This is a genomic window from Herbaspirillum sp. AP02 (assembly GCF_015767275.1).
Classification (GTDB): Bacteria; Pseudomonadota; Gammaproteobacteria; order Burkholderiales; family Burkholderiaceae_D; genus Herbaspirillum.
The window spans coordinates 245,185-265,514 of sequence record NZ_JADWMY010000009.1; the positions used below are offsets into that span (position 1 = coordinate 245,185).

At 64.4% G+C, this 20,330-nt stretch carries 16 protein-coding genes; 12 read left to right on the forward strand and 4 right to left on the reverse strand.

Annotated elements, in window-relative coordinates; genetic code table 11:
• Positions 1–233: 233 nt before the first annotated feature.
• The 7 genes from I5R65_RS18510 to I5R65_RS18540 all read left to right on the forward strand — a co-directional run bounded on the left by I5R65_RS18510 (position 234) and on the right by I5R65_RS18540 (position 9,916).
• A complete protein-coding gene (locus I5R65_RS18510; protein ID WP_231395233.1) occupies positions 234–761 on the forward strand; it encodes a fimbrial protein in 528 nt (175 codons plus the stop codon).
• 196 nt (positions 762–957) lie between these two features.
• Positions 958–1,686 carry a molecular chaperone gene (locus tag I5R65_RS18515; protein ID WP_231395234.1) on the forward strand — a complete coding sequence of 243 codons (729 nt, stop codon included), beginning with the start codon at positions 958–960 and terminating at the stop codon, positions 1,684–1,686.
• A gap of 11 nt (positions 1,687–1,697) precedes the next feature.
• Entirely contained in the window at positions 1,698–4,313 is a 2,616-nt protein-coding gene (locus I5R65_RS18520; protein WP_180666688.1) for a fimbria/pilus outer membrane usher protein, read from the forward strand.
• Positions 4,310–5,077, forward strand: coding sequence for a molecular chaperone (locus tag I5R65_RS18525; RefSeq protein ID WP_180666690.1), 768 nt, complete (start codon positions 4,310–4,312; stop codon positions 5,075–5,077). Before I5R65_RS18520 ends, I5R65_RS18525 begins: the two co-directional genes overlap by 4 nt.
• 11 nt (positions 5,078–5,088) lie before the next feature.
• Positions 5,089–5,973 carry an EAL domain-containing protein gene (locus I5R65_RS18530; RefSeq protein ID WP_180666692.1) on the forward strand — a complete coding sequence of 295 codons (885 nt, stop codon included), beginning with the start codon at positions 5,089–5,091 and terminating at the stop codon, positions 5,971–5,973.
• Complete coding sequence (locus tag I5R65_RS18535; RefSeq protein ID WP_231395235.1) at positions 5,961–6,620, forward strand: response regulator transcription factor; 660 nt, start codon at positions 5,961–5,963, stop codon at positions 6,618–6,620. Before I5R65_RS18530 ends, I5R65_RS18535 begins: the two co-directional genes overlap by 13 nt.
• A gap of 29 nt (positions 6,621–6,649) precedes the next feature.
• Positions 6,650–9,916 (forward strand): ATP-binding protein, encoded by a 3,267-nt coding sequence (locus tag I5R65_RS18540; protein WP_180666694.1) that lies wholly within the window; start codon positions 6,650–6,652, stop codon positions 9,914–9,916.
• Positions 9,917–9,925: 9 nt separating this feature from the next.
• Here I5R65_RS18540 and I5R65_RS18545 read toward each other — a convergent pair whose 3' ends face one another.
• Positions 9,926–11,017, reverse strand: coding sequence for a porin (locus tag I5R65_RS18545; protein ID WP_180666697.1), 1,092 nt, complete (start codon positions 11,015–11,017; stop codon positions 9,926–9,928).
• Positions 11,018–11,338: 321 nt separating this feature from the next.
• Positions 11,339–12,358 carry an AraC family transcriptional regulator gene (locus tag I5R65_RS18550; RefSeq protein WP_180666699.1) on the reverse strand — a complete coding sequence of 340 codons (1,020 nt, stop codon included), beginning with the start codon at positions 12,356–12,358 and terminating at the stop codon, positions 11,339–11,341.
• A gap of 443 nt (positions 12,359–12,801) precedes the next feature.
• Here I5R65_RS18550 and I5R65_RS18555 point away from each other — a divergent pair, with 443 nt between their 5' ends.
• Positions 12,802–13,704 (forward strand): LysR family transcriptional regulator, encoded by a 903-nt coding sequence (locus I5R65_RS18555; protein ID WP_180666701.1) that lies wholly within the window; start codon positions 12,802–12,804, stop codon positions 13,702–13,704.
• Between the two features lie 66 nt (positions 13,705–13,770).
• Here the strand turns inward: I5R65_RS18555 and catA are convergent, their stop codons facing one another.
• Both catA and I5R65_RS18565 read right to left on the reverse strand, forming a co-directional pair.
• Complete coding sequence (catA, locus tag I5R65_RS18560) at positions 13,771–14,682, reverse strand: catechol 1,2-dioxygenase (protein ID WP_180666703.1); 912 nt, start codon at positions 14,680–14,682, stop codon at positions 13,771–13,773.
• Between the two features lie 63 nt (positions 14,683–14,745).
• Positions 14,746–15,906 carry a muconate/chloromuconate family cycloisomerase gene (locus I5R65_RS18565; RefSeq protein ID WP_305037727.1) on the reverse strand — a complete coding sequence of 387 codons (1,161 nt, stop codon included), beginning with the start codon at positions 15,904–15,906 and terminating at the stop codon, positions 14,746–14,748.
• 253 nt (positions 15,907–16,159) lie between these two features.
• Between I5R65_RS18565 and andAc the strand changes: the two genes are divergently transcribed.
• The 4 genes from andAc (at position 16,160) to I5R65_RS18585 (ending at position 20,329) form a co-directional block, all read left to right on the forward strand.
• Entirely contained in the window at positions 16,160–17,440 is a 1,281-nt protein-coding gene (gene andAc / locus I5R65_RS18570; RefSeq protein WP_180666705.1) for an anthranilate 1,2-dioxygenase large subunit AndAc, read from the forward strand.
• Complete coding sequence (gene andAd / locus I5R65_RS18575; RefSeq protein WP_102662280.1) at positions 17,437–17,937, forward strand: anthranilate 1,2-dioxygenase small subunit AndAd; 501 nt, start codon at positions 17,437–17,439, stop codon at positions 17,935–17,937. The genes andAc and andAd overlap by 4 nt, the downstream gene beginning before the upstream one ends.
• A gap of 7 nt (positions 17,938–17,944) precedes the next feature.
• Entirely contained in the window at positions 17,945–19,030 is a 1,086-nt protein-coding gene (gene andAb / locus I5R65_RS18580) for an anthranilate 1,2-dioxygenase ferredoxin subunit AndAb (RefSeq protein ID WP_180666707.1), read from the forward strand.
• Between the two features lie 120 nt (positions 19,031–19,150).
• Positions 19,151–20,329, forward strand: coding sequence for an ABC transporter substrate-binding protein (locus I5R65_RS18585; RefSeq protein WP_180666709.1), 1,179 nt, complete (start codon positions 19,151–19,153; stop codon positions 20,327–20,329).
• Position 20,330 lies beyond the last annotated feature (1 nt).

Genomic DNA, 20,330 nt, shown 5'->3' on the forward strand with positions numbered 1-20,330 from the left:
GAAGGCGTGCCGGTGAATGGGTCCCTCCCTTAATGGTCATGGGCCGATGCCCAATCGCCGGGGCGTGCGCCTCTGGGATTTCGCCTATGCCGGATTCAGACTTCGCCAGCCCCCGGATGGGCGGGCGCCGATCCTCGTGCGGCGCTGTCTTGCCTATGATGCATTTGGTGCAGGCGCTTCGGTTGGTGTCCGCATTCTCCTTTCCGCTCAGCCGAAATCTTTTGGGGGTAAATATGAAAAAGCATCTCGCAATCCTGATGTTGGTCTCGCCGTCGCTGGTGCTGGCGGCCGGCAACACGATCAATTTCCGCGGCCAGGTCAGCAAGCAGACCTGCCAGGTGATGGTCGATGGCGCCGCCAATCCAGTGGTGCTGTTGCCGACGGTGGCCTCGGGTGACCTGACGGCCGCCGGCAGTACCGCCGGCGAGACACCCTTCGTGGTCAGCGTCAGCGGTTGTACCGCATCGGCGTCGGATTCGCTGAAGATCAAGACCCAATTCCTGGCCAGTGCGGCCACCAGCGGCAACAACATTCCCAACCTTGGCAGCGCCAAGAACGTGGCGCTGCAATTGCGCACCGGCGTCGGTGGTGATGCCATCAAGCTGGTCGGCGGTAGCGCCGTCTCGGTGGATGGCCTGCAGATCGCCGCCGGCGCCACCAGCGCTTCGCATACCTTTGCCGTGCGCTATGTCTCCGAGGCCGGCTCGGCAGAACCCGGGTCGGTGATCGGCTCTGTGCAGTACGCGCTGGATTACCTCTGATGCGCTAGCCGGACTGCTCTTCAGAACAGTCCTGGCACGCTGTCTTCGCCCGCCAGGGCCTTCAACCCGCATGGCATCACCCTGGCGGTGTCTTGTCGTGGCGGGTCGCGGCCGTCAATTCCCTTTCGCATCCCCTTCTTCGCTGCCGGGTCGCCCCGGCGGTGCTGCTCCCGTTTTCGACATGAAAAGAACAAGCTTGCTCGCAGGGCTCATCATGGTGTTGGTATTCATTGCAAGCGCAGGCGCCCATGCCAGCGTGACGATGCTGGGCACGCGTGTCATCTATCCGGCCGATGCCGGTGAACAGGCGCTGCGCTTCAGCAATCCGGACGACCATCCCAACCTGGTCCAGGTGTGGATCGATGATGGCCGTGCCGGTGCCGCCGATACCGATGCCTTGCCTTCGCCTTTCCTGGTCGTGCCGCCGGTGTTTCGGGTAGAGCCTCGTGGCGGTCAGGTGGTGCGATTGTCCTATGTGGGGACGGCGTTGCCGCAGGACCGCGAGTCCCTGTTCTTCCTGAATTTCCTGCAGGTGCCGGCCTTGAAGGCGGATTCCGTGGGCGACAACCAGTTGGTGCTTACCGTACGCAGCCGCATGAAGCTGTTCTATCGCCCGGCCTCGCTGGCCAGCGAGGCCGATGCCGCGCGCGCGCCGGATGCGCTGGCTTTTTTCATAGAGAGTACGGACACGGCTGCCAGCGTGGTCGTGCATAACGCCAGTCCATACCACGTGGTGGTGCAGCAGGCAGCACTGCTGGTGGCCGGACAAGAGCAGGTGTTGACCCGGGCCACGGTGATCAGCCCGTTCCAGCAACTGCGCTGGCCGCTGGCACGGGTACCGGCGGACGTGTCCAGCCTGCGCGTGCAGCTGCGCGTGGTCAACGATGTCGGGGTGGAAGTCTTGCATGACTATCCGCTGCGCTGACGAGGCCTGCGGTGAGACAAGCCACATCGACCCTGCCCGGGCCGGCCTGGAGCGCGTTGTCGCTCGGCGCCGGCCTGCTGTTGCTGGCGCCGACGGTGGCGGCTGGCCAGCCGGAGCAGTCCTATCGTTTCCTGGAAGCGCTGGAGATGGCTTCGCCTGTCAACAAGGGCAGCCTGTCGCGCTTCAATCGGATCGGGAATGTCGAGCCCGGCACCTACAGCGTGGACGTCTTTGTCAACGGCAGCTTCAGCCATCGGCGTTCGCTGCGCTTCGACCTGTTCGAAGGGCAGGGCGTGGCGGCCTGCTTCAAGGCCCAGGATGCGGCCCTGCTGAACCTGCGCCCGGACTTGCTGGCGCAGCTGGGCCAGCGTGAATGTGCCCGTATCGAGGTGCTGGCACCGGGTGCACAGGCCGTGTTCGATCTTGCCAACCTGCGTCTGAACGTCACTCTGCCGCAGTCGCAGCTCAAGCATGTGGCGCGTGGCTACGTCGACCCCGAACACTATGACGCCGGAGAAAGCATCGGCTTCATCAACTACAGCATCAGCCAGTACTACGCCCGCACGGCCCAGCTCAGCAACAGTGCGACCTATGGTTTTACCGACAGCGGTGTCAATCTCGGCCTGTGGCGCTTGCGTCAGCAGGGCAGCCTGGGCTATGACAGCCGCAGCGGACTGGCCTGGAACCCGGTACGCACCTATGCCAAGCGCGCCTTGCCGGTCTGGGCCAGTGAAATGACGGTGGGAGAAAGCTTCACCTCCGGCAAGCTGCTCTCCGGCCTGGCCTACCAGGGGCTGGAACTCAGTTCGGATGAGCGCATGCTACCCGACTCCCTGCGCGGCTATGCGCCGGTCATCCGCGGTAGCACCCGCAGCAATGCCCAGGTCATCGTCAGCCAGAAGGGACGCGAGATCTATCGCACCACGGTGGCACCGGGCAGCTTTGTCATCGACGACCTGTATCCGACCAGCTACAACGGCGACCTCGACGTCACCGTGATCGAGGCCGACGGGACGCGCTCCAGCTTCAGCGTGCCGTTCTCCGCCCTGCCGGAATCGATGCGGCCCGGACGCTCGCGCTACAGCCTGACCGTGGGCCGGACCCGGGACACTGATACCCGGACGCTGTTCGTGGACGCGCTGGTTCAACGCGGCCTGAGCAATGCCCTGACCGGCAACCTGGGACTGCGCCTGGCCCCGGCTTACCGTTCGGTGGTGATCGGAAGTACGTTGGCCGGCCAGGCAGGATCGGTCGGGCTAACTCTGAACTACTCGCACGCCGATACCGGGCATGGCGCACGCGGCGGCTGGATGCTGGGCCTGTCGTACTCGCGCGCCTTCGAAACCACCGGCACCAATTTTTCCATCGCCAGCTATCGCTATTCGACGGCCGGCTACCGTGAACTGGCCGATGTGCTCAGTGAACGGCGTGCCTGGCGCGGCGCTCAGTGGTCGCCGGGCAATTCCAGCAGCTACCAGCAGCATTCGCGTTTCGACGTTGCGCTCAGTCAGCAACTGGGCAGTGCCGGTTCGCTCTACCTCTCGGGGTTGACGCAGACCTTCTATCACGACCGCAGCCGCATCACCCAGTTGCAGTTCGGTTATTCAACCATGTGGAGCAATGGCATGAGCATCAACCTGGCTTTCCAGCGGCAGCAGGTCAGCGCCGCATCCGCCACGCAGCAGGCCCTGGACGGTCAGCTGCCGCAGAGCACCCGGCCGGGGTCCTCGGTCATGCTGTCGCTGTCCATTCCATTGGGCCGACCGGGGGGCGACCGGCCGATATTGAGTACCTCGGTGGTCAAGGCGGCCGGGCAGGATCTCTACCAGTCGCAACTCTCCGCCATCCTGCCCGGCGAGCGCCACTTCAGCTACAGCGTGGGCGCCAGCCACGCACCGGGCGGACAGCAGGACAGCATCAATGGCAACCTGGGGGCGCGCCTGCCCAAGGCCAATCTCAACCTCAGCCTGACGCGCGGTCGCGACTACTGGCAGGCCGCCGCCAATGCCCGTGGCGCGCTGGCGCTGCATGGCGGCGGCATCACCTTCGGCCCCTACCTGGGCGATACCTTTGCCCTGGTCGAGGCCAAGGGCGCAGAGGGGGCACGGCTTTTCAATGGCCAGGGCGCGGTGATCGACGGCAACGGATTTGCGTTGCTGCCATCCTTGTCGCCCTACCACCGCAATGTGGTGGAACTGGCGGCCGCAGGCATGAGCAGCAAGGGGGAGATCCTGGAGAATCAGCGCACCGTGATCCCCTATGCCGGCGCCACCCTCAAGCTCAGTTTCAGGACGCGCACCGGCCATGCCCTGCTGATCCGCCTGCAGCGCGACGACGGCCAGCCCCTGCCGATGGGGGCGGACGTGCTGGACCAGCAGGGTGATGTCGTGGGCATGGTGGGGCAGGGCAGCCAGGCCTACCTGCGCAGCGAGCAGTTACGCGGCAGCCTGCTGGTGCGCTGGGGCGATGGCCAGCAGGAGCGCTGTGCGGTCCGCTATGACCTGCAGGGCCAGGACCTGAACGCTCCCCTGTTACGCCTGGAGGCCGCCTGCACCGCTGCGCCCCGACGTGAAGAATTCCTGCCGGCCGATGCCGGACGCGCTGCAGCCGGCGGAGGTCCGCAATGAGGCGCTTTTCCGTTTTCCTGTGGCTGGCCCTGGCGGTGTGTGCCCGGGTCGAGGCCGGCGTCATGCCGGAGCGCACCCGCCTGGTCTTCAGCCAGGGTGTCGGTGAGATCAGCCTGCGCCTGGCCAATACCAATGACTATCCGGTGATGGTGCAGAGCTGGGTCGACCAGGGCGAAGGCAGCCAGGCACCGGATACGGTGCTGTCCTCGATGTTCGTGATGCCGGCGGTGCTGCGGCTGCAGCCGCGCGCCATCAGCCAGGTCCGGGTGCTTTACACGGGCGATCCCCTGCCCGGCGGACGGGAATCGGTGTTCTGGCTCAACCTCTACGAAATTGCGTTGCTGCCGGCCACGGCCCCGCAGCAAGACGCCTCACGGCTGCTGCTGGGGCTCAATACGCAGATGAAGGTGTTCTATCGTCCGCCGGGCCTGCCCGACCCGGGGCCGCAGTGGCAGGACGCACTGCACTTCCAGCTGCGATGGGACGAGCGGCAATGGGTGTTGGTGTGTCATAACGACAGCCCCTATTTCGTCTCCTTTGCCAGCCTGCAGCTCAGCGACGGTACGCAAGAATTTTCCCCGCGCCTGGCCCCCGACCAGATGGTCCCGCCCTTCGGCGAGCAGCGCTATCTGTTGCAAGCGGAGACGGCCGGGGCCGGTATGCCAAGCGTCTGGCATGCACCGCGCCTGCGCTACCAGATGATCGACGACGACGGTCGCGTCAGCGACCATGACATTGCGCTGAAGTCGCCCCCCTTACCCTGATCGGAGTTCCCATGTTCGACTTCACTCACCACGCCGACCAGCGGGACAGGCTGCCCGCGATGACGCGCGCGCAGTTGCTGGAGGCCCTGCGCCGACGCCAGTTCTTGCCGTTCCTGCAACCCATCGTCGGTGCGGAGGGGCATTGGCAGGGTGCCGAGATACTGATGCGCTGGCAACATCCGCAAGCCGGCGTGCTGGCGCCGGGCAGTTTTCTCTCCCGGCTGGAAGAAGAGGGATTGCTGGCGGCCGCCACGCGGCAGATGCTACGGCAGATACCGGTGGCGTGGAAGCGGGCGCAGGTGCGGCTGCGCCAGCCCTTCTTTCTCTCCTTCAACGCCTGTGGACAGCAGTTGCGGGGCGATGCCCTGGTGGCACAATGCCAGTCCCTGCTGCAAGACTTGCAAGAGACGCAACTGCGCCTGATGATCGAGATGCCCGAACGCGGCGGTGATCTCGGACCGGCGCATTGCCGCCAGCTGTTCGCGCAGTGCGAGCGCGCCGACATCGCCATCGCCCTCGATGATTTCGGTATCGGCGACGCCCGCCTGCACCAGCTCGCCTGTGGCCGCATCAGTTGTCTCAAGCTCGACCGCTCATTTGTTGCTGCCATGCACGGCAATTCCCTGTACAGTCGGCTGATCGAAAAGATCGTGGCCCTGGCCCAGGTATTCGATGCCACCGTCACTGCCGAAGGCGTCGAGACCCTGGCGCAGTGGCAGGGCCTGCGCCGCATCGGGGTGCGACGCTTCCAGGGATATTATTTCGCCAGGCCGCTGGCGGTGCCGGACTTCTTCTCACACATGAAGCGCGCCCGCTGTCACGCCGGCAATCACGAGATGCCAGCATCAGGGCTGGACCCAGAATCAGAAAGGAGGGTATCGCCATGGCGACGATAGGGACCATGATACGGGTCGGCATCGCCGATGACTTTCCGGTCGTCCTGCGGGGGATCGAGGCCATCCTGGCGCCTTGTCCCGACATCACGCTGCACTTTTCCGCCGAGAGCATTGCCCAGCTCATGGCGGCGCTGGCGCAGACGCCGGTCGATGTGCTGCTGTGCGACTATGCCTTCGACGACGATCCGCAGGCCGATGGCCTGGACCTGCTCAAACGCCTGCGCCGCCATCATCCGGCGATGAAGGTCATCTTCCTCAGCGCCCATGCCCAGCCGCAGATCATTTCCAGTGCCCTGGAACTGGGCGCGGCCGGGTTCATCGGCAAGAACCGCAGCGACTTCGTCAACCTGCCGCAGGCCATCTACTGTGTGCGGGACGGACAGGTCTATCTGCCGCAGTCCTTGTCATCGGCCCTGCTGGGCAGTCTGTTCAGCGTCAACCCGCGCCAGAGCGGACTGGGCCAGTTGTCCGAGCGCGAGCTGGTGGTGGCGCGCATGATCTGCCAGGGAATGTCCATCGCCGCCATCGCCGAACGACTGCACCGCAGTCCCAAGACCATCAGCAACCAGAAGGTGGCGGCGATGAAGAAGCTGGGCGTCAGCAACGACGTCGAACTGAGTCGCGTCTTCCAGAGTCTGGGCGACTGAAACGTCGGGCCACCGAGCCAGCGGACCCTATGCCACGCCAGATCCTCGCCCTCTCCGAGCGCTACTACCGGCGCCTGCTCTACAGCTGCGCCGGCCTGCTGTCGGTGGCCATCGTCTGCGCTATTCTGTTCCTGGGCTACAGCGCCTTTTCCCAGTTCCGCGAACGCCAGATCGGTACCTTCACCAGCAAGCGCGAGCAGATCAAATCCGAGGTCGACCGGCTCACCGCGCGGGTGATCCAGTTCGCCGAAATGTATGGTCGCCTGCAGCATCTCTACAAGAAGGAATTGCTGGCCCTGGACGCCTATACCGCCAGCGTCGGCGCCGCGCAGATCACCCGCAGCCCGGAGAACCTGACCGTGGTGCCGTTTTCGCTGCTGGTTCGCAGGGACACCGCCGCCGACCGGATGCGCCTGGCCAGCCTGCTGCTCCTGCTGCGCCAGGCTTCGGCGCTGCCGATGTTCAATCCGGCCGAGCCGGGGGTGACGCTGGATGGGTTCATCTACACCGGCGATGCCGGTTTCCTGGCGGTCTCGCCGCCCCTGGAGGGCGAGGAAGTCGCGTTGGTGCGGCAACAAGGGGTATCGCGCTTCATCAGCGCCATGGGGGCGCCGGTCAATGCCGCCTTTGCCGCCGAGCGCGAACGCGCTGCGCGCGCCCAGGGCAGCAGCGGGCAGCGCGTGTTGTGGATGAGCCCGGCCCTGAGCGCGCCACTGGTGCGGGCCGCCGTGACCCGGCTGGCAGTGCGCATCTACCTCGACAAGGGCGATGAGGCCACCGCCGTCTTCTCGGTCCCGGCCAGCCAGTTCCGCCAGTTCTTCATGAAGAACGAGGATACGCCCGGCCTGTTCGTCTTCGAGGGCCAGGGCAGTGCGCAGCTGTTGAGCCGGCCCGACAGCACGATCGATCCGGCCATGATGCAGCATATCCAGGAGCACGTGCGGCGCGAGATGGACCCGCATGATCATGCCGGCCATTTCCATGACGACGGCAGCTTCTTCATCTCCCAGACCATCGAGGGTCCGGAGTGGGTGGTGGTCTATACCTTCACCTGGCGCGACGTGCTGGCCGGCCTGCAGGGAAACTTCACCACCGGCGCCTTCTGGGGCCTGTTCTCCTTGCTCTTCGTCTGGGCCGCCACGCTGTACTTCGACCGTTGCGTGATCGGACCGCTGCAGAAAAAAGCGCTGGCCATGGTGGAAAGCCGCCAGTTCAGCCAGACCATCATCGACACGCTGCCGGTGGGCATCGCCGTCTACGCCCCCGGCTCCGGGGAGGTGGTGCTGCGCAACGCGGTGGCGGCGCAGATGCTGGAGCAGTCGGCCCTGCCCAGCGCCGGCTTCTATGCCCAGATACTTACGGCAGTACGTGTGGGCGACGATCTGCGCCAGGCCATGATCGAAGCCGAGCTGCCCCTGCGTGATGGTGGTGTGAGCCATCTGGGCGCGGTGTGGTCGCGCACCCGCTTTTCCGGACAGGATGTGCTGCTGCTGGGCATGATCGATCTCAACATGCAGAAGGCGCACGAGACCCTGATGCGCGAAGCCAAGAGCATGGCCGACCGCGCCAACCAGGCCAAGTCCATGTTCCTGGCCCAGGTCAGCCACGAGATTCGCACGCCCTTGCATGGAGCCATCGGCCATCTGGAATTGCTGGCGGGTGAAGACCTGTCGGCGCCGCAGCGCCAGCGCATCGAACTGATCCGGCATGCCTTCGACATGCTCATGAGTCTGGTCAATGACATTCTTGATATCACCAAGATCGAGTCGCAGAGCATTACGCTGGCTTCCGAGCCGCTGCAGGTCAATGAGCTGCTCGAAGAATGTGCCCAGCTTTTCGCGCCGCTGGCGCTGGACAAGGGATTGCAGTTCCGCTGTCTGCCGGATGTGGCGCTGGAGCGGCCGTTACGTGGCGATCCACGCCGTGTGATGCAGATCCTCCAGAACCTGGTGGGCAATGCCGTCAAGTTCACCAGCAGCGGCGGCATCACGCTGTCCACGCGACTGCTGCGCAGCGCCGAGGACGTGAGCGTGGTGCGTTTCGAGGTGGCCGATACTGGAATCGGCGTTTCTTCCGGGGCGCGCCAGCGCATCTTCAAGTCCCTGCAACAGGCCGACGACAGCATCAGCCAGCGCTTCGGCGGTACCGGACTGGGGCTGTCGCTGTGCCGGCGCCTTGCCGAGTTGATGGGGGGCGACATCACTCTCGCCAGTGAAGTCGGGAAAGGTAGCGTGTTTGGCGCCGAGATTGTGCTGGAAACACTGCCGCAGGTGGATTTGCAGCATGCCACCCCGCTGCAGGGACGGCAGGTGGCGCTGCATGCCCGCGAGGCGAGCACGGCAGCCATGCTGCGCGAATACTTGAAGTACTGGGGCGCCGAGCCGGTCGAGCCGGAGTTGGCAGGCCTGACGGCGATTCATCTGGTGGCGCCGGATAGCCTGGAGGCCTTCGTGGCTGGACCCATGAGTGCATCGATGGCAGCCGTGCTGATCCGCCCGGACGTGGTTCGCCACAGCAGCAGTATGACGCGCTGGCGCCAGGTCAGTGCCTTCGACCGTCATGCCTGGCGGATGGCCCTGAGCGAACAGGAAGGAACTGCCGTACCGCCATTGCGCGGCCCGCTGCATGCTTCGGATGTGGCCACCGCGCTGGATATGCTGGACGTACTGGTGGTCGAGGACGACTACGTGAACCTGACCCTGATCCAGCAGCAGCTGCAGGCGCTAGGCTGTCAGCGCCTGCGGCTGGCACGCGACGGCCAGGACGGCCTGGCGCAATGGCAGGCGCAGCGCGCCGACCTGCTCATCACCGACCTGGGCATGCCGGGCCTGGATGGCGTCACGCTGGCCCGACGGGTCCGTCAGCAACATGCGCAGGCATGCATCATCGCCACTACTGCGGCCGGCCCGGACAGTCTGACGCACTTGCCGAGCGGACTGTTCGATGCTGTGCTCCACAAGCCCGGATCACTACAGCAGATGCAGGAATTACTCTCCCGCTTCGGTCGTCCCGTAGCGCCAGCGCAAGACCAGAGTGATCCGCTGCAGCGCGTATTGCTGGAGGCCTTCCGGAGCAGTTGGCCGCAGGAGCGATCCAAGCTGGAGCAGGCTCTGCAGTCAGGCGATGGAGAGCGCGCCGCGCGCATCCTGCATCGCCTGCAGGGCGGCTTGCAGGCCATGGGATGCGAGCGTCTGGCTGCGCGTAGCCAGATGCTACAGACGGCCTTGGCCGACGGTGAACCGGATGCTCGGCAGGCCATCCTGCAATGGATCGCCGCGGTCAAGGCCGAGACCTGAGGGATCAGCTCAGAAAGTATGACGTACGCCCGTCATCACGCCGAACTGGTTCATGCCCACACCGACCGTCCCACCCACGTCCAGCGGGATCGCGGCGCTGCCACCGTTCTTCATGTATCCCACCGAGCTATACAGTGCGGTGCGCTTGGAGAGGTTGTAGGTCAGGCGCGCCACCGACAGGGTGGAGTTGTTGGACGTGCCCTTGATCTTGAGTCGTGCCACCTGCGCATCCAGCACCAGCGCGACCGATAGCGGTGTGGAGAAGCCGAGGTAGTACAGGTCCGAATCGGTATTGGCGGTGGCCGCGCGGGTCTTGCGATCAATCACGCCGCCGCCGATCTTGCTCTGGCCCAGCATCACGTAGCCATTCAGGGTCACGCGCTGATCGTGATTGTTGCTGCTGGTGAGGCCATTGGCTGCGCCCGTATTGCCGTACAGGATGTCGTAGGAACTGGAGATGCCGTAGCTGCTGCCGTCATAGGCCAGCATGCCGGTGATCTGGCGACAGGCCTTGGCATTGCCGGCCACTTCGCCCGCACAGTTGGTGGCGCTGGCCCCGCCTGCGCTGGAGGTATCGCGGCCGAAGCTGTAGGTGGCGCCGACGGTCAGGCCGTTGAAGCTGCCCAGGTAGCCGATGGCATTGTCGCTGCGGGCGTTGGGGATGTATGAATCGATGCTGCTGATGGAAAAGATGTTGGGACCCATCACGTCCGACTTGGCCGTGACCAGGTAGGTCATGTTGACCTGGCGGCCCAGCATCAGGCTGCCCCAGCCATTCTTCAGGCCGACATAGGACTGGCGACCGAACAGGCGATTGCCCTGGCCCATGGCACCGGTATCGACGGCAAAGCCGGACTCCAGCACGAACATGGCCTGCAGCCCGCCACCGAGATCTTCGCTGCCCTTGAAGCCCAGGCGTGACGGGAACGAGGCTGTCAGAGATGGCATCTTCAGGGCCGAGTTGCCGGCGGCGTTGGCGTGGGTGGTATAGACCACGCCGGTATCGATGATGCCGTAGATGCTGACCTGGCTCTGCGCCAGCACCTGCTGTGCACAAGTCATTGCCGTGAGCGCCATGGCGCCTGCGACCAGTTTTTTCATGCTCTTCCCCATGTTGATTGAATTGAGTGGACCGGATGTGGAGGTGGCAAGCGCGCAGGCCGACCTACCGTGACGCCGTGCGCGTGGACGCGCGACCTCATCGCTTGCTGCGGCGATCATAGGGAATCGGAACGATGAAAAATATCCGGCGCTTGCATCTTGCGGGCGCGCGACTATCCACTTTTTACGCGGGTTGGCGGCGCGCTGCATCAGGGTGCGAGATGCGGAAGGACATGATGTTTCGTGGTGCATGGACGAAAAAAATGGCACCGTGACGATGCCATTTTTTTCCTGCCTTGCCGACAGTGGCGTGAGCGCAGACTAACGCATCCCGCCCCGCGTCTGCTTGGGCAGTTCCCCAAACCGCTCGCGATAGTAAGCAGAGAAACGTCCCAGATGGCCGAAGCCGAATTCGAAGGCGGTGTCGGTGATGTTGGCACCGGGATGGGTCAACAGGCGTTCGCGTACCGCGTCCAGGCGGATGTTGCGCAGCAGGTCCATCGGCGCCACGCCATATTGCTGGTGGCACAGCGCATTGAGCGCGCGTACGCTCACGCCGGCGGCACTGGCCAGGTCGGCCAGCGCCAACGGGGCGCACAGGCGGGTGCGGATGTAGCGCTCCAGCATGTCCAGCCGTTGCAGCTTGCCGGCGCCCACCAGGCTGTCGCCGGATTCACTGGCCGCGAGCTGCGCGCTGCCGGAAACGCCCAGCACTGGCTGCACCGTGCTGGTCAGTTGCGACAGCAGGAATTGCGCGGCACTGCGTTCGAAATGGCGGATCCACTCGCCATGCCCCTCGCTCTGCCCTGGCAGGGCCAGCACGCGCAGCAGCGACTGGATCAGCAGGTCCCAGTGCGGCGCGGCCTGTTGCGGCAGCAGGAACAGCGAGGGCATCTTGGCCGGTCCGGGCTGGCCCAGTGCGCTCAATTCCTCGAACAGCGCCAGCGGTACCTTCAGGATCAGTTGCTCGGAGCCGGCCTGCCACCACAGGCGCAGATTCCGTTTTGGTGCGATCAGCGCGGTCTTGCCCTGCGGGATGCACACTTTCTGGCCGTCCGATTCGATCTCGGCCGTGCCGGAGAGCGTCATGTGGACCAGGGCGAAGCCATTGAACAGGCGTGGCCGCACGATGACTTCGGCGCCGTACTTCAGCATGAAGATCTGCAACTGCTGGATGGCGGCCTTGAAGAGCACGGTATCGACGTCGTCACCCTTCCAGAACAGATCGTGTTCCGACAGTTCGTTGGCGACCTGGGCGTGGCAGTCGACCTTGCGGGTGGACTGGAACACGCGACGACGATACAGCGGCTCCAGACTGAGCGCATGGACAGTGTTGAGCATGTTAACCTCTTAACGGTCCCGCCCGCGCAGTGCCGGTTGCGGGGGAGACGTTGGTACCGGGTGGTGATGCAGCACGGGCGCACCGGCCGATGGCCGGAAGTGCGCCGCACCTTCATGGATTGCAGGACCGGGAGGCGCGCTGTCTGCTTTCCCTTCAGTCAGCGAGCCTCGTGGTCAATGCAATGAGGTTGCAAGTTTCATGCCCGCCAGGAGGGCGGGCAGGGGCAAAGATGGGGCAGGGTGCTGCGGTTCATGTCGGTCTCCTCTACGGTCTTCTGGTCGGGCCTGCGCTGGCGTGGGCGCTGGCCTCGCTGTGGTGGTGCGCATGGCACGCGTGGAACGCGTCGTGCGCTCGGCTCTGCGGCCGCTGGCCTTGGATTCTATGCCCAGGGCGGGAGAACGTACAATATCAAATCAGCATCATGGTATGCCCTGGAGGTATAGTGGAACTTCGCCATCTCAAGTATTTCAACGCTGTCGCCAGCACCCTCAGCTTCAGCCGTGCGGCCGAATTGCTGCACATCGCCCAGCCACCCCTGAGCCGGCAGATCCGCCAGCTGGAAGATCTGCTGGGGGCCGAGCTGATCGACCGTGCCTCGCGCCCCATCGCGCTGACCATGGCCGGCAAGTTCTTCTACGAGCAGACCCTGCAGGTATTGGCCCGGCTGGAGCAGATCGAGGAGGGCACCCGTCTCATCGCCAAGGGACAGCAGCACTGGTTCAACATCGGCTTCGTGCCGTCGGCGCTGTATGGTCTGCTGCCGGAAATGATCAAGCGTTTCCGGACCGAACTGCCGGACATCGAGATCGGCTTTTCCGAGATCGTCACCATGGAACAGATCGAGGCACTCAAGTCCGGCCGCATCGACGTCGGCTTCGGCCGGCTGCCCATCAGCGATCCGGACATCGTCTGCGAGACCATCGTGGAAGAGTCGCTGGTGGCGGTGTTCCCGCTGGGTCATGCGCTGCTGGCGCGCAACAAGGTGACGCTGGCGCAACTGGCCGAGGAGCGCTTCATCCTCTATCCGGCGCGTCCGCGTCCCAGCTATGCGGACCAGGTGCTGGAAATCTTTTCCAGTCGCGGTCTGCGGCCCACCATCGTCAAGGAAGCCAACGAAATGCAGACCGCCATCGGCCTGGTCGCGGCCGGGGTCGGCGTGACCCTGGTGCCGCGTTCGGTGCAGGGTCTGCACCGGTCGGACGTGGTCTATCGGGCTTTGTCCAACAAGGGCGTGCATTCGCCGGTGATCATGAATTTCCGGGCCAATGACCGTTCCGTCCTGCTGGAGAAATTGCGCGGCACCGCTGCCGAAATCGTACGGACGCATGCGCAGGAATACCCCTGAGTCCGCCCGGAAAGACAACGGGCCATGCGCAAGGCATGGCCCGTCCCATCATGACGCGCTGCCTGCTCAGGCGGCCAGGCGCGGACGGTTGATGTCGGCCTTGGGCAGGTTGCCCTGTTCCGGCAGCAGGCTGAAGTTGAACTCGATGGCATAGAAGGGCGCATCGACTTCGTGCTTGCGCAGTTCGGCCGGGTCGGTCACATGCTTCATCTCCGGCACCAGGCCCTCGCGGGTGGCGAAGGCGAAGTCATCCCACAGGTACGGATCGCCGGCGATGTTGATCTGCGTGGTCAGCTTGCGGTAGCCCGGCACGGTGACGAAGAAGTGGATGTGCGCAGGACGGCTGCCATGGCGGCCCAGCTTGTTGAGCAGGCGGTCGGTGGCGCCGCCCGGGGGCACGCTGTAGCCGACCGGCACGCGGCTGCGGAAGTGATAACGGCCCTGCTCGTCGGTGCGGATGGAGCAGCGCAGGTTGAACGGGGTCTGGTCCGGATCGAAGAAGGAATAACGTCCCAGGTGGTTGGCGTGCCAGACTTCCACCAGCGCATTGGCCAGCGGCTTGCCGTGCTCGTCGCAGACCTGGCCTTGCATGAAGAGGGTATCGCCCGGCTGCTCGTCCTTGTCCATGCGCGCAAAGCCCTTCTGTTCGGGCGCGCCCGAGACGTACAGCGGACCTTCGATGGTGCGCGGGGTGCCGCCCTGCACGCCACGACGCGCTTCGGCTTCGTCCATGCGCAAGTCGAGGAAGTGCTCGAGGCCCAGGCCGGCGGCGATCAGGCCATATTCGCCGGACTTGCCGGCCGAGGTCAGATAATCCACGGCAGCCCAAAATTCTTCCGGCTGCACATCCAGGTCTTCAATCGTATAAAACATGTCGCGCACGATGCGGTTGACGATGGTCTTGACACGCTGGTTCCCTTCCGCGAGCTCGGTGCTCTCGATTTTCTGCAATACCGCGTCGATGGCTTTCTTGTCCACGTTGTCTCTCCTGTCTCTGGTTGGATGTGGTTGGCTTGCTCTGGTGTCGCTGGTCGGTGAATGTCAGGCCAGCGACACCAGCGGGGTCTTGCGGTCGCGGCGCAGTGCGTTGACGCGATCTTCGTCGAGTTCGATGCCCAGGCCGGGGCCGGTGGGCAGTTCGAGGGCGAAGTCGCGATAGCGCAGCGGCGTGGCGAGGATTTCTTCGGTCAGCAGCAGCGGGCCGAACAGTTCGGTGCCCCAGGCCAGGGCACCGAAGGTGGCAAACAACTGGGCCGAGGCCATGGTGCCGATGGCACCTTCCAGCATGGTGCCGCCGTACAGATCGACCTGTGCCGCACCGGCGATGGCAGCGACCTGCTGGGCGCCGGCCAGGCCGCCGGACTGGTTGATCTTTACGGCAAACACGTCGGCCGCGCCCACCCGTGCCAGCTGGTAGGCGTCCTGCGGTCCGTGCAGGCTTTCATCGGCCATGATGGCGATGCGGTTCTTCTGGCGCAGGCGGCACAGTCCATCGTGGTTGCTGGCGGCAATGGGCTGCTCCACCAGATCGACCCCGGCATCGGCCAGCAACTGCATGCCCAGCATGGCATCGGTCTCGGTCCAGGCCTGGTTGACGTCCACTCGCACGCTGCCGCGCTCGCCGATGGCGCGCTTGATCGCCGCCACGTGGGCGCAATCCTGCTGCACGGTACGGGCGCCGATCTTGAGCTTGAAGATGTTGTGTCGGCGCTGGGCCAGCATCTTCTCGGCTTCCTCGATGTCGCGGGCGGTGTCGCCGCTGGCCAGGGTCCAGGCGATAGGGAGGCTGTCACGTACGCGGCCGCCGAAGAGGGTGGACAAGGGCACGCCCAGGCGGCGCGCCAGTGCATCGCACAGCGCAGTCTCGATGGCGCACTTGGCGAAGCGGTTGCCCTGCACGTGCTCGTCCAGCAGGTGCATGCGTGCGGCGACCTGGTTGGCGTCGGCGCCGAGCAGCAGTGGCGTCATGTAGGTCTCGATGTTGACCTTGATGCTTTCCGGGCTTTCTTCGCCATAGGCCAGTCCGCCGATGGTGGTGGCTTCGCCCCAGCCGGCGACGCCGTCGTTGCCGGTGATGCGTACCAGGACCAGGGTCTGGCGATGCATGGTGGTCATCGACAGGCGATGCGGGCGGATGGTGGGAACGTCCAGCAGCAGGACCTCGACGGTCTCGATGGAGGTGGCAGGCAAGGATGAGCTCAAGATGAAATCCGGGTAAGTGGTGATAGGTGCTGTCAAGCGATGACTTGCCGCATCATAGGAAAAAAGCGCGCCGGGTGTCCAAGACCGTTTCGGGCAGGCTGCATACCTTTTGGGTATAACGTCCTTGCCGTGCAAAAAACGGATAAGCCAGGCCGGCAAGATTGCAAATGGTGGATATCCGGGGCGGCAGGCACTGCCTAAGATGCGCTCTATACCGGGCCAGACCTGGTGTCTAACGATGAGGACACGCCGCATGAACACATCCACCCAGCCGGACCAGCAAGGCTATGCACCGCTGGTGCAGTTTCCCCGCGCCGATGGCGCCCGTACCCCCTACAAGGTATTCAGCTCCAAGGAGGTCTACGACCTGGAGCAGGAACGCATCTATCGCGGCGAGACCTGGAGTTTCCTGGCCCTGGAAGCGGAGATTCCCAACAATGGCGACTTCAAGAGCACGTTCGTCGGCGATACCCCGGTGGTGGTGACCCGCACCGAAGATGGCAGCCTGGCCGCCTGGGTCAACAAGTGTTCGCACCGTGGCGCCGTGGTCTGCCGCACCCCGCGTGGCAATGCCAGTTCCCACAGCTGTGCTTACCATCAGTGGAGCTTCGATGCGCGTGGCAACCTGCTGGGCGTGCCGTTCCGTCGCGGCCAGAAGGGCGCGGCCGGCATGGCCAAGGACTTCGATCCCAAGTGCCATGGCCTGCGCCAGTTGCGCGTGGACAGCTACAAGGGCCTGGTCTTCGCCACCTTCAGCCAGACCGTGGAATCGCTGCCGGACTATATCGGTGCCGAGATGCGCCCCTGGATCGACCGCATCTTCCACAAGCCCATCGTCTACCTGGGCTGTACCCGCCAGTACTCCAAGTCGAACTGGAAGCTCTACCTGGAAAACGTCAAGGACCCGTACCACGCCAGCCTGCTGCATTTGTTCCACACCACCTTCAACATCTTCCGCGTGGGCATGAAGGCGCGTTCGCTGGCCGACAAGCATCATGGCCTGCACAGCATCATCACCGCCACCAAGAACGAGGTCGAGACCGCTGATGCCTACAAGCAACAGGAGATCCGTTCCTTCGACGAGGGGTTCTCGCTGCAGGACCCGTCGGTGCTGGGCCAGATCAAGGAATACGAGGAACTGACCACCAACCACATCCAGCCCATCTTCCCGCAGCTGGTGGTGCAACAGATCCACAACACCCTGGTGGCGCGGCAGTTGCTGCCCAAGGGGCCCAACAACTTCGAGCTGATCTTCCATTTCTTCGGTTACGAGGACGACACCCCGGAACTGCGCGCCCTGCGCATCAAGCAGGCCAACCTGGTGGGGCCGGCCGGCTACATCTCGATGGAAGACACCGAGGCTACCGAACTGGTGCAGCGTGGCACCGCGCGTGACCCGGATCACTGCTCGGTGATCGACATGGCGCGCGACAACCCGGACCAGGAAGACACCCTGATCACCGAAAGCCTGATCCGCAAGTTCTGGATGGGCTACCAGAAACTGATGGGCTTCCCGTCCATCGAAAAGGCATGAGCGAGGCACAGCAGATGGAAAACATGGAACAGATGACATTGTGGTTCGCCCTGCACCAATTGCAGGAGCGTTACGTCCACGCCCTCGACAACGACCGCCTGGAAGAGTGGCCCGAATTCTTCACCGATGACTGCCTCTACGAGATCATCCCGCGTGAAAACGCCGATGCCGGCCTGCCCATCGGCATCATCTACTGCGACAGCAAGAAGATGCTGCATGACCGCGTGCTCTCGCTGCGCCATGCCAACATCTACGAGGCGCACACCTATCGGCACATGACGTCCGGTCTGGTATTCACCCAGAACGCCGATGGCTCGGTCGATGCGCAGTCCAGCTATGTGGTGGTACAGACTCTGCAGAACGGCGAGTCCTTCGTCTACCAGGCCGGTCGTTACGAAGACCGCGTGGTCAAGACCGACGCCGGCTGGCGCTATGCCCGTCGCCGTGTGATCTACGACACGCTGCGCGTGGCGACGTTGTTGGCCACTCCCATCTGAGGTCGGTATGAGCGAGTGGTTCGATGTCGGCCATGCCGATGATTTCGCCGAAGGTGAGGTCGCTGCGGCCAGGGCGGGTAGCCAGGCAGTGGCGATGTTCCGCCTGGGCGAAGAGATTTTTGCGCTCAAGGACCTGTGTACCCACGGCAATGCCAAGCTCTCCGATGGCTATGTCGAGGATGGCTGCGTCGAATGTCCGCTGCACCAGGGCCTGTTCGATATCCGTAGCGGTGCACCGCGTTGTGCGCCGGTGACCGAGGCCGTACGCAGCTTCCCGGTACGGGTGGTGGCGGGGCGGGTCGAGGTCGGCGTCGGCGATGCCGCGCAGACCGGAGACGACGCGGCAGCCGCTCAGGACGCCGCACCGCAGCTGGTACAGGCCAGCTTGGAAAGCATGGAGCGCGCAGCACCGGACGTAGCGATCCTGCGTCTGCGTTGCGGCGCGCCCCTGTCCTGGCGTGCCGGACAATACATCGACCTGCTGCTGGAAGACGGCCAGCGCCGCAGCTATTCCATGGCCACCCATGCCGGTGCCGGCAGCGATCTGCTGGAGCTGCATGTGCGTCACCTGCCCGGTGGCGTGTTCACCGACCGCGTCTTCGGCGGCATGCAGCCGGGCCAGGCGCTCACGCTGGAAGGGCCGACCGGCAGCTTCTATCTGCGTGACGGCGCGCAGCCGGTGATCCTGCTGGCCAGTGGCACAGGATTTGCTCCGGTCAAGGCACTGGTGGAAGAGGCGATCGCCGTCGGCAATACCCGGCCCATGCGCCTGTACTGGGGTGGCCGTCGCACCGCCGATCTCTACCTGGATGCGCTGTGCCGCGACTGGGCGGCGACGCTGCCGTGGTTCGAGTATGTGCCGGTACTGTCGGAGGTGGAAGTCGATGGTGGTTCCGTCTGGCAGGGACGCACCGGCTTCGTCCACCAGGCCGTGATGCAGGATGTTCCTGCGATGCAGCAATACCAGGTCTATGCCTGCGGCGCACCGGTCGTGGTAGAGTCAGCGCGGCGCGATTTCACGGCCGCCTGCGGCCTGCCCGAGACAGCCTTTTTCGCGGACTCCTTCCTTTCGAAGGCCGACCTGCGGACCTAGGGATGGCAGGCCAGCGCATGTGTTGAACCTGGCTTTCACCGGCGCCGGGCCTGCCGTCTCCAGAGCATTGCAGCATCACGACGATTTCAAACCATCAAGAACCTAGAGGGGAATCCAGGCATGAACCGACTGACTAAAGTGGCAGGTGCAGTAATGATGGCAATGGCAGCAGGCGCGAGCCTGTCGGCCCAGGCGGCCGACGTGGTGAAGATCGGCTTCCTGACCACCCTGAGTGGTCCGGCCAGCGCACCCGGCGTGGACGAGCGCGAAGGCTTCATGCTGGCCCTGAAGACCCTGGGCAACAAGCTCGGCGGCGTGCGCGCCGAAGTCATCGTGGTGGATGACCAGTTCAGCCCGGATGCCGCCAAGCAGGGCGCGGACCGCCTGATCAAGCGCGAGAAGGTCGACATCCTGAGCGGCTTCGTCTATTCCAACATCCTGCTGGCGGTGGCGCCGGCCGCCTTCGCCAGCAAGACCGTGGTGGTCAGCGCCAATGCCGGTCCGGCCCAGTTGGCCGGTGCCGGCTGTAATCCCTATTTCTTCAGCGCCAGCTACCAGAACGATGCGACCCACGAAGCCGCCGGCAAGCTGATGGCCGACAAGGGCTATCAGCGCGTGGCCATCATCGCCCCCAACTACCCGGCCGGCAAGGATGCCTCGGCCGGCTTCAAGCGCTTCCTGAAGAAGGAACCGGCGGTGGAGCTGTTCCCCAAGCTGGGCCAGCTTGATTTCGCCACCGAGATCGCCCAGCTGCGCGCCGCCAATATCGACGCGGTGTACTTCTTCCTGCCGGGCGGCATGGGCGTGAACTTCGTCAAGCAATATGCCGCCGCCGGCATGGACCCCAAGATCGTGCGCGTGATGCCGGCCTATGACGCTGACCAGCAGATGCTGTCCAATGGCGACCTGATCGCCGGCGTGGCCAATACCGGCCAGTGGTCGGCCGACCTGCCCAATGAGCAGAACCGCGCCTTCGTCGCCGCCTACGTCAAGGAATACGGTCGCCAGCCCTCGATGTATGCCTCCCAGGCCTATGACGCGGCCATGCTCATCGACAGCGCCGTCAAGGCCGTCGGCGGCAAGGTGGACAACCGTGAGGCCCTGATCGCCGCCATGAAGGCTGCCAATTTCAAGTCGGTGCGCGGTGGCTTCAAGTTCGCGGCCAACCACTTCCCGATCCAGAACCAGTATGCGCGGGTGGTGACCAAGGGTGCCGACGGCAAGTACGTCAACAACATGACGCAGACGCTGTTGACCGATCACGTCGACGCCTACGTCGGCGAATGCAAGATGCAATAAG

Coding starts and splice junctions, on each gene's coding strand:
- I5R65_RS18510 (WP_231395233.1), top strand. CDS start 234: ATGAAAAAGCATCTCGCAATCCTGATGTTGGTCTCGCCGTCGCTGGTG.
- I5R65_RS18525 (WP_180666690.1), top strand. CDS start 4,310: ATGAGGCGCTTTTCCGTTTTCCTGTGGCTGGCCCTGGCGGTGTGTGCC.
- I5R65_RS18530 (WP_180666692.1), top strand. CDS start 5,089: ATGTTCGACTTCACTCACCACGCCGACCAGCGGGACAGGCTGCCCGCG.
- I5R65_RS18535 (WP_231395235.1), top strand. CDS start 5,961: ATGGCGACGATAGGGACCATGATACGGGTCGGCATCGCCGATGACTTT.
- I5R65_RS18540 (WP_180666694.1), top strand. CDS start 6,650: ATGCCACGCCAGATCCTCGCCCTCTCCGAGCGCTACTACCGGCGCCTG.
- I5R65_RS18545 (WP_180666697.1), bottom strand. CDS start 11,017: ATGAAAAAACTGGTCGCAGGCGCCATGGCGCTCACGGCAATGACTTGT.
- I5R65_RS18550 (WP_180666699.1), bottom strand. CDS start 12,358: ATGCTCAACACTGTCCATGCGCTCAGTCTGGAGCCGCTGTATCGTCGT.
- andAc (WP_180666705.1), top strand. CDS start 16,160: ATGAACACATCCACCCAGCCGGACCAGCAAGGCTATGCACCGCTGGTG.
- andAd (WP_102662280.1), top strand. CDS start 17,437: ATGAGCGAGGCACAGCAGATGGAAAACATGGAACAGATGACATTGTGG.
- andAb (WP_180666707.1), top strand. CDS start 17,945: ATGAGCGAGTGGTTCGATGTCGGCCATGCCGATGATTTCGCCGAAGGT.
- I5R65_RS18585 (WP_180666709.1), top strand. CDS start 19,151: ATGAACCGACTGACTAAAGTGGCAGGTGCAGTAATGATGGCAATGGCA.